Source organism: Rahnella sp. ATs2 (genome assembly GCF_051851855.1).
GTDB classification, from domain to species: domain Bacteria; phylum Pseudomonadota; class Gammaproteobacteria; order Enterobacterales; family Enterobacteriaceae; genus Rahnella; species Rahnella variigena.
Genome location: NZ_JBLYPL010000013.1, coordinates 87,286 through 100,251 on the forward strand (window position 1 = coordinate 87,286; position 12,966 = coordinate 100,251).

Genomic DNA, 12,966 nt, shown 5'->3' on the forward strand with positions numbered 1-12,966 from the left:
TCAGTCGGCGCCGGTGCGATGGTTTTTTTAGTATGACAGTCCAGTTGCAGACAACAGCAGGTCCTCGCCCGGACGGTATGTCAGGGCGGGAACCCGCAATGCGGCTGCGTCACGCTGTTTGCAGGTGCGTTACCGGTTGAGACTGAAAGTTTTAACGAATTACCATTCCTGACGCATCAGCTGGCGAACGCGCTGCGAACTTGCGCGGTTTTCCGCACCCAGACGGTTGCTGAGGCTAACGCCTTCTTTGCGTGCGTCCTGGATGTTTTGCCAGACAACGTTTTGCACGTTGCTGATATCGTCGGGTGTTGCCTTATCCGGATCAGCAATGTCGAGTAATTGCGACAGCAGGCCCAGCGTGGCGTAGTTTTCGATGTCATAAGCCATCGGCGGAATGGTGGCGGCCAGTTTTTCCAGCGCGTCCACAGAACGTAAGGTGATACGTGCAGCGGATTCTTTGCCCATCGCGTGGATCATCACGCCGTTGTTTTTGAAGGCGATCAGTTTGTTGGCCTGATAACCGTGCGCCAGAAACGCACCGGACATCGCTTTACCGACAATCAGCCCGACCACCGGATGCCCGGCCAGACGCGCTTTGGCGTACGCCCCTGCGGCACCGGCCAGCGCCTGATGGATACCGAATGCTTCTTCGCGACGACCGTATGCCTGACTTGGCACATCAATCACAGCCACGATGGCGCGTTTGGTGGTGGCATTAGCGTCGGCATCAATGACGTCGTTGACTACTTTTGCCAGATTCCAGCCTTCGAGCAGACCGACTTCGCCGCCCGCAGCACGCGGATACTGGTTATTTTTATCTGGTACCACGGCGATGAAACGCACGGGCTGGTCATTCAGTTTGCCGTCAGCCGCTTTCACGGAAGGGCAAAGACCGTTTACCGGCGTGGCATCTTTGGTCAGTTCAGCGAACCAGTAATCACCCCGGCTGGCTGCATTATTTGCTACGTTGCTCATGCGCGATCCTCCCGGTTAAACAAGGCTTCCGTCACTTCACGGCTGGCCTGCTGCGCGGTGTCAAAACCGGTCAGTTTTGGCAGGTAATAATCATAATTATCAGAACGATGTGTCGCAGGTACGCCCGCTTTAATAAAGGCCAGTACGCTGTCTTTCACTTCATTCAGGGAATCTTTCACCAGCGCATCAACAAACCCGCTGTGATAGCGCACTTCGCCACCGGTCATGCTCCAGATAAACGGACGGTCGCGGGAATCGTATTCATCGATACCGGCTTCCTGTTCAATAACCTGAGGACCATTCAGACCCAGACGGGCTTCGCGGGTGACAATCAGATAGCTGCACAGCGCGGCGGCAATCGACATCCCGCCAAAGCAACCGACCGTACCGGCAACCACGCCAATCACCGGCGTATAGCGGCGTAAATCTACGATTGCGGCATGAATATCCGCGATCGCCGCCAGACCCAGATTGGCTTCCTGCAAACGCACACCGCCGGTTTCGAGCAGCAGAACGGCCTGCGTCGGGATGCCGTTGCGGTTATCTTCTGCGGCCAGTTCCAGCGCCGCGGCCATTTTGGCACCGGACACTTCGCCCATGCTGCCGCCCTGGAAACTGCCTTCAATCGCCACAACCACGGCGGGCTGACCGTTAATCTGGCCTCTTGCAACCACCATGCCGTCATCGGCCTGCGGGACGATGCCCTGCGGTTCCAGCCATGGCGACATCACGCGTTCGAACGGCCCGAGCAGTTCGCGGAAAGTGCCGTCGTCCAGCAGTTTGCGGGCGCGCTGACGGGCGCTCAGTTCGATAAAGCTCTGATCAGTATCAGTTGGCATTTTCTGCCTCCTCAAAGACCTGTTCGATACGCAGACGGGCAACCCCTGGTGTGGCGCCAAAATCATTAATGTCCAGACGGCCTGCCGGTAATTCACGCAGCGCACTCAGACGGTTAAAAAAGTTCTGCCACAAGGTATGGCTGCCGTCGACCGATGTGGTGACGATAATTTTCAGCGCACTGGCTGTGTCGGGTTCATACAGCGCTTCTAAATCGCCGGAACCTACCACGCCGGCTTCGGCGCGGCCTGCCAGCGGTTTAGCCGCCGGGTAGTTAAATTCAAAACGTTCCATAACACCTCTTTGTACTGATGTTAGTTAATTCGTATCCGGTTCAGACCACGCTCACGCGGTCGAGGAACAGTGTCGCGGCCAGTAAATCAGCAGCACCGCCGGGCGATGTGTTGTCCGCCAGCATCCGGTGTTCGAGATGGCGCAACAGTTGTTTGCCCGCCATCGTGCTGGTGCCACCAGCTTCCAGTACCGCCTGCGCGCCCTGATGCATGGCTTCAAGCGCCGGTAAACCGCCGCGTGACAGCACACAGGTGTCGGCAAGCGTGGTCATCACCGCCAGCAAGGCATCGACCTGTGCTTCGCTTTCGCTGGCGCCTCGTGTCCGGCTGTGATGAAGCTGCGGCAGTGCCCGGTCGATAATGTGCGGGAAACCACTTTGTGCTTCTTCACGCGCACCCGGCACCTGATAACGCTGCACGGCGTGCGAACCTTTACTGAATTTTTTCGGGCTGAAAGCATCGGGTAACGCCGCAATTTTCGCGGCGCGCTGCGCAATACTTTGCGGCAGCAAACGTTCCGGCTGCATGGCAACGGCGCTGACCAGCAGCCCCATCGCCCAGATAGCGCCCCGGTGAGTATTCACTCCGCCGGTTTCCGCCATCATTTGTGCTTCACCAGCACGACCTAAGCGCCCCACTTCCTGACGCAGGGCGATATCCGCCGGGCGCTGCCAGCTGTGTAAAGCCAGCAAATAGAAAGTGGAGGTCAGGCTGCGTGCCGAACGCACCATCAGATCCAACGTTAAATCCTGATGTGCGCCGGAACTCCGGCTGTCTACCAGTCCCGGTTTCGGGCTAAGCCGCGCTTCGTCGATCAGCGCCTGCGTCGCCGTTTCTGCCAGCCTTTCGGCCAGTTCTTCCGCTGTCAGTACAGCGCCAATCGTTAAAGTCTGCGGCATCAGGATCACCAGCTACGGAATTTAGCAGGCGGGTTATACAAACCGCCGGACCAGTCAACCAGTTCGCTCACGCTGCCTGCCGCCAGTAAAGAACGGGTGGCATCGGTGCGACGAATGCCCATGTCTTCAGGGAAGACCACCAGTTCCTGACGGCGCAGATCGGCGACGCGTTTGGCATCAACGCCCAGACCGATGTCAGTGATACCGGCCACCGCAGCGACCATTGCGCGGCGTTCTTCCAGAGAGCGGGCGCGGTGCAGGTAAGCAATCCCCTCTTCGGTCAGCACGTGGGTCACGTCGTCGCCGTAAATCATCACAGGCGCCAGCGGCATACCGGATTCTTTACCCACATCGACGGCTTCGAGTTTCTCAACGAACGTCGGTTTGCCCCCGGCCTGAAAGGTTTCCACCATCTGTACGACCAGTTTTTTACCGCGTGCCATCGGATCCGGCTCTTCAATCATGTCGAGCCAGGCTGGCGTGGAGTGACGACGACCGTGCGGGTCATGGCCCATGTTAGGCGCGCCACCGAAACCGGCCAGACGACCGCGTGTCACCGTTGAGGAGTTCGCCAGACCATCGACCTGCAAGGTGGAACCGATGAACATGTCGACGGCGTACTGGCCTGCCATCTGGCAGAACGCACGGTTAGAACGCATGGAGCCGTCGGAGCCGGTGAAGAACACATCCGGACGAGCGCGAATGTACTCTTCCATCCCCATTTCGCCGCCGAAGCAGTGAACGGTTTCCACCCAGCCGCTTTCGATAGCCGGGATCAGCGTCGGATGCGGATTTAGCGTCCAGTGTTTACAGATTTTGCCGCGCAGACCGAGTTGTTCGCCGTACGTCGGCAGCAGCAGTTCGATGGCTGCGGTGTTAAAACCGATACCGTGGTTCAGGGACTGCACGTTGTGTTTGGCGTAAATACCCTTAATCGCCATCATCGCCATCAGTACGTGAACCGGTTTAATCAGGCGCGGGTCACGGGTGAACAGCGGTTCGATGAAGAACGGCTTGTCGGCGACGACCACGAAATCAATCCAGTCACCTGGGATATCGACGCGCGGCAGGTCGGTGTCTTCTTCGACAAGTTCATTCACTTGCGCAATCACGATGCCGTTTTTAAAGGCAGCGGCTTCCACCAGCGCCGGCGTATCTTCAGTGCTTGCGCCGGTATACAGATTGCCTTTACGGTCCGCTTTGAAGCCGGCGATCAGCGCGATGTTCGGCACCAGATCGACATAAAGACGGGAATACAGTTCGATGTACGTGTGGATAGCGCCGATTTCCATCTGACCGTCTTCAAGCAGTTGCGCGATACGCAGGCTTTGCGGTCCGGAGAAAGCGAAATCAAGCTTGCGGGCGATACCGCGTTCGAAGAGATCCAGATGTTCAGCACGGCTGACGCTCGGCATGATCATATGTAAATCATGCAGCTTTTCAGGGTTCACTTTTGCCAGCGAACGGGAAAGAAAGTCAGCTTGTTTTTGGTTGTTACCTTCCATCACCACGCGGTCACCGGAGGCGATCAGCGTTTCGAGGATGGGGATGATTTTATCTGTGGGTAAAACTTTACCCTCTGCCACGGAACGGACACTGTCGATACGCCGTTGTTTTTCGCTGCGGCGGGTGTCCCATACTTTCGTGGTCTGCGGATGTTGCGGCATGCCAAACCTCCCTGGGTTGAGCTTGCTGAATCTTTCCCGTCGTGATGAAACAAAAAGGAGGGTGGGAAGTTCAGTCAAGTGGCGGTTGCATCACAATTGACCTGTTTAATTAGCGTGTTAAGTATAGGAAGCGGTGAGATACCCATCAATTAAGGGCGCTGACACTTCGTTACTCTGAGAGTAACGATTGAAGAGAATTCTTTAAAAACAGTTTGATACAGAACAAGGAATGAGAGGAAGTGCGCAAAAACAGGCGAAAAAAAGGGATGCTCCAGGCATCCCCTTTTCGCAGATTCAGAGAATTACTTGAACACTTCTGCGGTAGCAGTGATTTTCTTTTTCTCCTGCGCGGCGATGACGACGTAGTATTTCCCGCCTTTTTCATCAGCCAGTTTGGACAGCTCATCTTTAGCATCCATTGGCGCAGTGTATTCATTGCTGGTCGTTACCACGCCCAGGCTGGTGTAACCCTTATCTTTGGCTTCTTCTTTGGTGATCATCTCAGCGGCCATTGCGTTCACAGAGAACAAACCTGCCAGAACAGCTGCAATAATAATTTTATTTGATTTCATGACATTACCTCTAATTGGATGAATAATTTTGAAAGAAAGCAGTCAAGATATGAACGGCAGGTGAATCTGTGCTGGCACGAACCTTCCTGGTCAACCACCAGATTTCTCCCCAGAGACACAAACGGGCGATAGAAACTCTTACCCTCTCACCTCCGGCATCTATCGGCTTAAGTATTAATCACCTTCGGGAATTATCCAGAAATTAGTAAAAAATATTTACATTGATTTTCATTCTGACATCAGGAACTGACCGGCAAGTTCACAAAATGCATCCGGATGAGAAATAAACGGCGCATGTGCTGCTTTTTCAATGACTTCTGAACGGGAATCCGGCAGTAACGCATCCAGCAACGGCACGACTTTTCGCGGCACCAGCCCGTCCAGCGCGCCGTAAATACGCAATATTGGCAACGTCAGCTGCGTCATCGGCTGGCGTAAATCGGCCGTGCGCAAAATCTCCAGCCCGCCGTTGAGCACATTAGACGGTGGCATCGGCAGACTCAGGACAATTGATTTCAGCAGACGGGCATCCTGACGCGCGCTGTCGCTGCCGAGTGTCTGCAACGCCAGAAAACGCTCGACCGTGCGCTGGAAATCTTCACTCAGCTGATGCTGAAAACCCTGCAGCACGTCGGGGCGGATCCCCGGCCAGTCTTCGTGCGCGGTAAAGCAAGGCGAAGATGCTACGGTAATCAGTTTTTCCACGCGCTGCGGCGCGCTCAGCGCAATCTTGCTGGCGACCAGACCGCCCAGCGACCAGCCCATCAGCGAGGCCTTTGGCGGCATGACCGCCAGAACCGTTTCCGCCATCTCTTCCAGCGTCATCGCCCCGAAACCTTCACTGCGGCCATAGCCCGGCAGGTCGATCAGATGCAGACAAAATTGCGGCGCAAGTCGCTCTGCCGTGTAACGCCAGACTTCGGCATTCAGCCCCCATCCGTGAAGCAGCACAAGATGGCGATCTCCTTCGCCGATTGTCTCCTGGTAAAGCGTGTTCATAGCGTATTGTCCGTGTCTGTCTGAATGGCTAAAGGAACCCGCCACTATGCTAACAATTGCCGGCCGCTGTTGGCTATGCCAGTGTCCGCTGCATCTTACGATCCAGGGCATTTGCAGCCTGTGTATGAAACATCTGCCGGTCGCCCCGCCGCATTGCCTGCGCTGCGGATTGCCCTCCAGCGGCGGTGAGGCTGATTGCGGGCGGTGTTTATTAAAACCGCCGCCGTGGGACGCGATGATCTTCGCCAGTCCCTATGAAATGCCGGTGAGCGGGCTGGTGTTGCGGTTCAAATTCTCCGGGCAACCAGAGCTCGACACCGCACTCGCCCGCTTGCTGTTGCTGCGCTGGCAGGAACGCTACCGGATGCGTAATCTGCCCAGACCCGACGTGCTCCTCAGCGTGCCGCTGCATCAGAAACGCTATTTCTCACGCGGTTATAATCAGAGTGAATTGCTGGCAAAACCACTGGCACGCTGGCTGCATTGTGAATACCGGCCCGATGCCCTGAGCCGCGACCGGCAGACGACATCACAACAAAGCCTGACCGAGCGGGAAAGAAAGTGGAATCTGCGTAAAGCCTTCACCTGCCATATCAATCTGCGAGATAAGCACGTGATGCTGCTGGATGATGTGGTGACGACCGGCAGCACGGTGCGTGAAATCAGTAAAATACTGCGCAATCAGGGCGTTGCTTCACTGCAAATCGCCTGTATCTGCCGGACGTTGCAGACATAGGCACGTGCTGCTAACACTCTGGCAACGTGAAGGGTGACGGGTAAAATGAAAGGGCGTATTATAACCAACTAGAGTAGTCAACTATTGAGCGAATGTTATGATCCTTATTACCGATGCTGCCCAAGAGCACTTTGCCAAATTGCTGGCAAGCCAGGAAGAAGGCACCCAAATCCGCGTATTCGTGATCAATCCCGGTACGCCGACCGCAGAATGCGGTGTCTCTTATTGCCCGCCGGACGCCGTTGAAGCGACGGATACCGAACTGAAGTTCGAGAAACTGTCCGCTTTCGTCGATGAATTAAGCGCACCTTATCTGCAGGATGCGGTCATCGACTTCGTTACCGATCAGCTCGGTTCTCAGCTGACGCTGAAGGCACCGAACGCCAAAATGCGTAAAGTTTCTGACGATGCGCCGCTGATGGAACGTGTTGAATATCAGCTGCAATCGCAGATTAACCCGCAGCTAGCCAGCCACGGCGGCCGTGTTTCCCTGATGGAAATCACTGACGACGGTATCGCTGTTCTGCAATTCGGCGGCGGCTGTAACGGCTGTTCAATGATTGATGTCACCCTGAAAGATGGCATCGAGAAAGAACTGCTGCAAAACTTCCCTGAGCTGAAAGGCGTTCGTGACCTGACCGAACACCAGCGCGGTGAACACTCGTTCTACTGATCGGTTAACGCCATTCCAGTATCACAATACTTTAGGGTTCAGCACTGCTGGGCCCTAAAGGTTGCTGACTCCCCACACTTATTCAGCTGGGGCTACTCTTTTCTTCTTTATATTCTGCGCCGTGGCTGCAAGCAAACACTGCATTATGAAAAGAACGACAAAGAGTCATCACGCCGTCACTCTTTCCGTCCACGCATCGCTGTAATGAATGTTGCCGTCTACAAACTTCCAGGTGACTTTTTCGTACATCATGGAAACTGACTCCATGTGGTTCATCTGTGAGTTACCGGCCATGCGGATATTTGGCACGCACGGATTTACGCCGGTTATCTTCACGCCCTCCATGACAACAATGAAGTAACACACCTCCTGACCGGCATCATTGATTGAATAAAAACGAACTTCTGCACTTTTAAGCATCTGGCCAGTCGCCACAGCTTTGTACAGGTACGGACTTGAACTGTCGGTCTCTTTCTCAAACATGAAAGCTGAATGAGACCGCGGGCCAGTGATTTTGCCAGAAGCGGGATCAACAGGCAGATTAAGCCCGTGGCTCATTCCAATAACCTCGATACTGCCCTCGCGGCCGTTGACGTCAACGGAGCCTTTGATGTCTGCACCACCATCATCTTTAAGCCATAGGTACGGGGGGATCGGCATTTTACTTTCTCCTTATTTTTTTAATTGATTTCATTATCACGACATATCCAACAACGGCGGAAAGTACTGAACAAACCACCCATGTTAAAACCCATAAATCATCAAAATTTTCCTGACTCACAAAACCATCTGCCCGCTGAGCAAAACTTTCAGATGCCTCGAGGCTGATAAAACTTTCCGGGTTTATTGCCAGTGCAGCCAAATAAAGCAGCACAAAAAATAAGGCCAGTTTGCCTAATTTCATGGCTAAATATTTGAAACAGGAATTTAGGCTACGGACAGGTTTTGCCATTTACGATCACCTCAATGCTGCCGTAAGCTTTTAAAGCTTTCATGCAAGGCACATCGATTAATGTTGTTCTTAACAGTGCGTTTCTTACCATCGCAAAATCTGAATCGTGGGGGAGCGTAATACATCCCTCAGATAAGGTGCCGGGGTGGAGGCGGAAATTCCCCCGTTTTACTAATTCTATCCAGGTGTAATCGTCTATCGTCCAATCATCACGCCACAAAGCAAACCAGTCGGAATGCTTATACGTAGCACCTTTTCTGTAGTGGTTGTATGTGTCTTTTATGCCAGTTTCAAGTCGCGATTTCAGCCCCCCCTCTGGACGGTCAACAATCCAATATTTACCGGCTGGTATTGGCCCTTTGACTGGAATCATCCCGCACCCGCCAAGGTTGCGATAAGCACCGTTACCAGAAAACGCGAGAAACGTTCCTAACCCCGGAAAACTTAACGGTGAATAATCAGCATCGTTAATAACAAACTTTCCATTTAGTGCCATCCCAGCCCCTTACGCTCCAATTTAGCTAGGATGATTTTATGCCATTAACCATTTAATTATTGTGGTTTTATTGTTAACAATTGCTTAATTGTGACGCGATACACACTGTCTTTAATGAGCAATAATTTGCGTCAGTCGCTGTGCCCGTAATGGCACAACCAGACTCGCTTTCAGCACGCACAGATTGCGCATAAAACAGAGGCAGGGGAAAAGGAATCGTGTATTACAACACGTCTCAGACCTGCTTTCTCAAGCGAGAGCCAGGCCGGACACACACACTTCCCCGGATGTCATTTCTAAGGAAATCACTGTCTGTCCGGAGTCTGTTATGAAAAAAACCTTACGCGTTTTAGTCCCTCTCGCGGGTCTGTTCGCCCTGATGCCGCTGGCTTCTCATGCGGCATCAGGACAGTCCAACGTTTCCTGTTCCTACAGCCATACCCTCGGCGACGATGCCATTCTGATGTTTGGTATGCCCAATCACGCGATGCTGCACGATTTCTTTGGTAACACCAGCACCGATGCGTATTCCACCTACGACACGCTGCAGGCGAACCCGGAAACCACCTGCGACAACAAGGCAGATTCCACCGCCTATTGGGCACCGACCATGAAACTGCCTACAGGCGAAGTGGTGAAGCCGTCGTATCAGAAAACCTATTATCAGGCTAACTCGGTAGAAAAGTATCCGCTGACGCCTTTCCCAAAGGGGTTACAGCTGCTGGCAGGGGATCACGTGGGCACCGCACCCAATCCGCACGTCAGCTTCTTGTGTGCCAATGGGAACGGCTACACAAACACCGCCGATCAGGTCTGTGGTTTGCGCTCAGGCGGGGATGCCGTGCAGTTCAACATCGGCATTAACTTCCCCAACTGCTGGGACGGTGTTCATCTGAAACCTGAGAAGGGTGTGGCGAACGCCACGTATGACTCAAACAATGTCTGTCCTGCGGCTTTTCCGGTGAAAATACCTAAGGTCAACATGAACATTGCCTACGTGTTGCCGCAAATCACCTCACTGGATACCAGCAAAATACAGCTTTCGCTGGACCCTGAAATGGTCGGTGATCAACGCATCGAGAAGTGGGGCAGCATTTACACCGCCCATGGTGATTTTGTGAATGGCTGGCCTGAACAGTCAGCGAAATACATGACCGACTTGTGTATGAATCTGGCTTTCGATTGCAGTAACACCATCCCTTACAGCTACGAGCCTGCACTGGAAGACACGGTCGTCAGCAGTACCAACAGCAGCACCAATTACGGCAGCAGCACGTTGCTGACCGCCAGCGACAACTGGAAAAACGGCGGTCATGCCAGTAATCCGGAAAGCCTGATCCTGTTTAAGTTTAAAATTCCTGCACTGCCGGAAGCCATCCCGGCCTCTGAAGAGGGATTATTCGTCTACCGTCTGCGGGTGTTTGGTGGCAATGCGGCTTCCAGCGCCACCGGCAAGCTGAATGTCTACAGCACATCCACGGACTGGGATGGCAAAACAGTGAACTGGGATAACCATCCGGCAACGGATTACCAGTCAGCTGGCACCATCTCGATGAATAATAACCGTCAGTATCGCGACGCTATCGTGGATACGGCTGTTCGCCAGGCGCTGGCAGAAGGCAAAACGGAAGTCGCTTTCTACCTCGGTGGTGACCAGAATGGCGGGACGTACACCTTCGATTCCACCGAAACCAACCATCCACCGTTGCTGATCGTGAAAGGCTACAAGGCGGCAACAGAGAATTAATCACAGCGGCCTGAGGAAACTCAGGCCCTTTTCTGCCACCTGGATTACCCCTTTCGCCGTTTGCTCAAATCAGCCAGCAGCGCATCAATATGCTCATCGCCAAACATTTCCTCCAGCGTTCGCGTCAGTTTGCGCTGCCAGTTAGGGTATTCAGTATTCGTGCCCGGCACATTAACCGGCAAATCCATATCCAGCCAGTCTTCAGGTTGCAGGCCGAGCAATGCGCTGGCACTGCCCGCCAGATAACGCTGTAGTCCGCCATTTAGCACCGGCGTCATCGGCATGTTTGCTGCCGTTTTGCCGATCGATTTCGGCACGCACCCTGTCTGATGCAACGCATCCAGCAATCCCTGCTTGCTGTGTTCACGCTCCCCACGCAATTTCTCCAGCACCTGCGGATCAGGATAAACGCCCAGTGACGCACCGAGCGTTAAATCGCCGCCTTCCCAGTAACCGCGCAACGTAGGCAGATCATGCGTGGTGACCGTTGCCATTGCCTGCGGAACATAATCCTCCGGCGGCCGGTAAACGTAGTTTTTATCGTGCTCGAAATACAACACTTTGTAGGAATACACCCCGCTGTCACGCAGGCTGGCGACAATCTCTTTCGGCACTGTACCGAGATCTTCGCCAATCACCATGCACTGATGCCGCTGACTTTCCAGCGCCAGCACGCCGAGTAAATCTTCCAGCGGATAACGGACATACGCGCCATTCCCCGCCTCCTGATCCGCCGGTATCCACCACAAACGCAGCAGCCCCATCACGTGATCGATACGCAGCGCGCCGCACTCCGCCATATTTGCCCGCAGCAAATCAATAAACGGCTGATAGGCACGGACTTTCATTTCGTGCGGATCAATGGGCGGAAGTCCCCAGTTTTGCCCCTGTGGGCCAAGAATATCCGGCGGTGCGCCAATCGTCGCTTTCAGGCAATACAGCGCCGGATCAGACCAGGTTTCCGCGCCGCCTTGCGCCACGCCGACCGCCAGATCACGGTACACGCCGATCGGCATCTCCAGTTCCACACTGCGCTGATAGCATTCAGAAAACTGCGTATGCGCCAGCCATTGCTGCCACTGAAAGAACTCAACTTCACTGGCATAACGCTCACTGAATTCGCGTACATCCGCGCTTTGGGCATCGCGATAGGCTTGCGGCCACACCGGCCAGCCCCACTGGCCTAAATCCAGATCCCGCAGATGCACATGCAGCGCGTCGAACAGCGCCTGTTGCCGCAAACTGTCGCCGCCGAGTTCCACGAACCGGCGGAAATCCTGCTTACGCAGGCTGTCTTGCGGCAGTTCACAAAACAGCGGCCAGGCCAGTTTCAGCGCGGCGGATTTCAGCGCCATGACCTGCGGATAATCCACAAACTCCGTACTGCGTGCCTGCAATAACGCGTCACGCGTCTCTCCGGAATGCCACCAGTTTTGTGCTTCGCGACTGGCGGCGAATTCCTCCACGGCGTTCACATCGATGTAGGTCAGGTTCAGCCAGCGGCGGGACGACGGGCTGTACGGACTGGCACTTTGCGGATTCGCCGGATACAGCGAATGGACAGGATTCAGCCCGACGAACGCCCCGCCACGTTTGCCAACTTCTTCGACCATTTTTTTCAGGTCACCGAAATCACCCACGCCCCAGTTATTTTCCGAACGCAGCGTGTAAAGCTGCACCGTCGCGCCCCACAGTTTTTTGCCCGCCCGCAACGCCTGCGGATCATAGCAACGCGGCGGCGCGACGATAATCCGGCAGGGCCAGACATTGCCGTTTTGCGATAACGTCAGCTGGTGATAACCGGCAGGCAGCGCTGCGCCGAGGTTCAGCGCCTGACCCGCCGGGATGTCGCCGTGCGTCTGACTGCCGTTTTCCTGCGTCAGTTGCCAGCTGAAAGCGCCAGCACCTTCCGGCGTTAGCAGCACTTTTTTGCCTTGTGTAAATACTTTTACCGGCGGTACGGGCGTGATTTCCGGCACGTCAGCCGGGTCCCGCCCCATCGCCGCGAGCAAAGCCGTCCGCGTGTCATCGGATACTGTTTCGACGTCATCCGTCATATTGATGAAACTGTCTACAATCCCTGCCCGGCGCGCGGCTGCAACGAGTTGCTTATCTTCCAT

General features: G+C 54.5%; 14 protein-coding genes. 3 read left to right on the top strand and 11 right to left on the bottom strand.

Annotated features, from left to right (window positions below; all coding sequences use genetic code 11):
* Nucleotides 1-159 precede the first annotated feature (159 nt).
* The 7 genes from mdcE to bioH all read right to left on the bottom strand — a co-directional run bounded on the left by mdcE (nucleotide 160) and on the right by bioH (nucleotide 6,242).
* Nucleotides 160-975 carry a biotin-independent malonate decarboxylase subunit gamma gene (gene mdcE / locus ACJY2G_RS15515; protein ID WP_430320422.1) on the bottom strand — a complete coding sequence of 272 codons (816 nt, stop codon included), beginning with the start codon at nucleotides 973-975 and terminating at the stop codon, nucleotides 160-162.
* Nucleotides 972-1,814 carry a biotin-independent malonate decarboxylase subunit beta gene (locus ACJY2G_RS15520; protein ID WP_430320424.1) on the bottom strand — a complete coding sequence of 281 codons (843 nt, stop codon included), beginning with the start codon at nucleotides 1,812-1,814 and terminating at the stop codon, nucleotides 972-974. The genes mdcE and ACJY2G_RS15520 overlap by 4 nt, the downstream gene beginning before the upstream one ends.
* A complete protein-coding gene (locus ACJY2G_RS15525) occupies nucleotides 1,804-2,106 on the bottom strand; it encodes a malonate decarboxylase subunit delta (RefSeq protein ID WP_112288665.1) in 303 nt (100 codons plus the stop codon). Before ACJY2G_RS15525 ends, ACJY2G_RS15520 begins: the two co-directional genes overlap by 11 nt.
* Nucleotides 2,107-2,146: 40 nt before the next feature.
* The gene (locus ACJY2G_RS15530; protein ID WP_120162655.1) at nucleotides 2,147-3,004 is read right to left on the bottom strand and encodes a triphosphoribosyl-dephospho-CoA synthase; all 858 of its coding nucleotides are present in this window, start codon (nucleotides 3,002-3,004) and stop codon (nucleotides 2,147-2,149) included.
* Between the two features lie 5 nt (nucleotides 3,005-3,009).
* A complete protein-coding gene (mdcA, locus tag ACJY2G_RS15535; protein ID WP_112288667.1) occupies nucleotides 3,010-4,671 on the bottom strand; it encodes a malonate decarboxylase subunit alpha in 1,662 nt (553 codons plus the stop codon).
* 302 nt (nucleotides 4,672-4,973) lie between these two features.
* Nucleotides 4,974-5,243 carry a YdgH/BhsA/McbA-like domain containing protein gene (locus ACJY2G_RS15540; protein ID WP_112288668.1) on the bottom strand — a complete coding sequence of 90 codons (270 nt, stop codon included), beginning with the start codon at nucleotides 5,241-5,243 and terminating at the stop codon, nucleotides 4,974-4,976.
* 228 nt (nucleotides 5,244-5,471) lie between these two features.
* Entirely contained in the window at nucleotides 5,472-6,242 is a 771-nt protein-coding gene (bioH, locus tag ACJY2G_RS15545; RefSeq protein WP_430320425.1) for a pimeloyl-ACP methyl ester esterase BioH, read from the bottom strand.
* A gap of 46 nt (nucleotides 6,243-6,288) precedes the next feature.
* Between bioH and gntX the strand changes: the two genes are divergently transcribed.
* The gene (gene gntX, locus ACJY2G_RS15550) at nucleotides 6,289-6,978 is read left to right on the top strand and encodes a DNA utilization protein GntX (protein WP_430320426.1); all 690 of its coding nucleotides are present in this window, start codon (nucleotides 6,289-6,291) and stop codon (nucleotides 6,976-6,978) included.
* A gap of 97 nt (nucleotides 6,979-7,075) precedes the next feature.
* Complete coding sequence (gene nfuA / locus ACJY2G_RS15555; protein WP_112288671.1) at nucleotides 7,076-7,651, top strand: Fe-S biogenesis protein NfuA; 576 nt, start codon at nucleotides 7,076-7,078, stop codon at nucleotides 7,649-7,651.
* 168 nt (nucleotides 7,652-7,819) lie between these two features.
* Here the strand turns inward: nfuA and tssD are convergent, their stop codons facing one another.
* From tssD to ACJY2G_RS15570, 3 genes are read right to left on the bottom strand one after another with little or no spacing between them, the layout of a single operon-like run.
* The gene (gene tssD, locus ACJY2G_RS15560) at nucleotides 7,820-8,311 is read right to left on the bottom strand and encodes a type VI secretion system tube protein TssD (protein WP_439291913.1); all 492 of its coding nucleotides are present in this window, start codon (nucleotides 8,309-8,311) and stop codon (nucleotides 7,820-7,822) included.
* 1 nt (nucleotide 8,312) lies between these two features.
* Nucleotides 8,313-8,603, bottom strand: a complete 291-nt coding sequence (locus ACJY2G_RS15565) for a hypothetical protein (RefSeq protein WP_120162629.1) — start codon at nucleotides 8,601-8,603, stop codon at nucleotides 8,313-8,315.
* The gene (locus tag ACJY2G_RS15570; protein ID WP_120162630.1) at nucleotides 8,584-9,099 is read right to left on the bottom strand and encodes a DUF2778 domain-containing protein; all 516 of its coding nucleotides are present in this window, start codon (nucleotides 9,097-9,099) and stop codon (nucleotides 8,584-8,586) included. Before ACJY2G_RS15570 ends, ACJY2G_RS15565 begins: the two co-directional genes overlap by 20 nt.
* A gap of 328 nt (nucleotides 9,100-9,427) precedes the next feature.
* Here ACJY2G_RS15570 and ACJY2G_RS15575 point away from each other — a divergent pair, with 328 nt between their 5' ends.
* Entirely contained in the window at nucleotides 9,428-10,846 is a 1,419-nt protein-coding gene (locus ACJY2G_RS15575) for a CBM96 family carbohydrate-binding protein (protein WP_120162631.1), read from the top strand.
* 44 nt (nucleotides 10,847-10,890) lie between these two features.
* On the opposite strand, the gene malQ is transcribed toward ACJY2G_RS15575, so the two are convergent.
* Nucleotides 10,891-12,966 (bottom strand): 4-alpha-glucanotransferase, encoded by a 2,076-nt coding sequence (gene malQ / locus ACJY2G_RS15580; RefSeq protein ID WP_439291914.1) that lies wholly within the window; start codon nucleotides 12,964-12,966, stop codon nucleotides 10,891-10,893.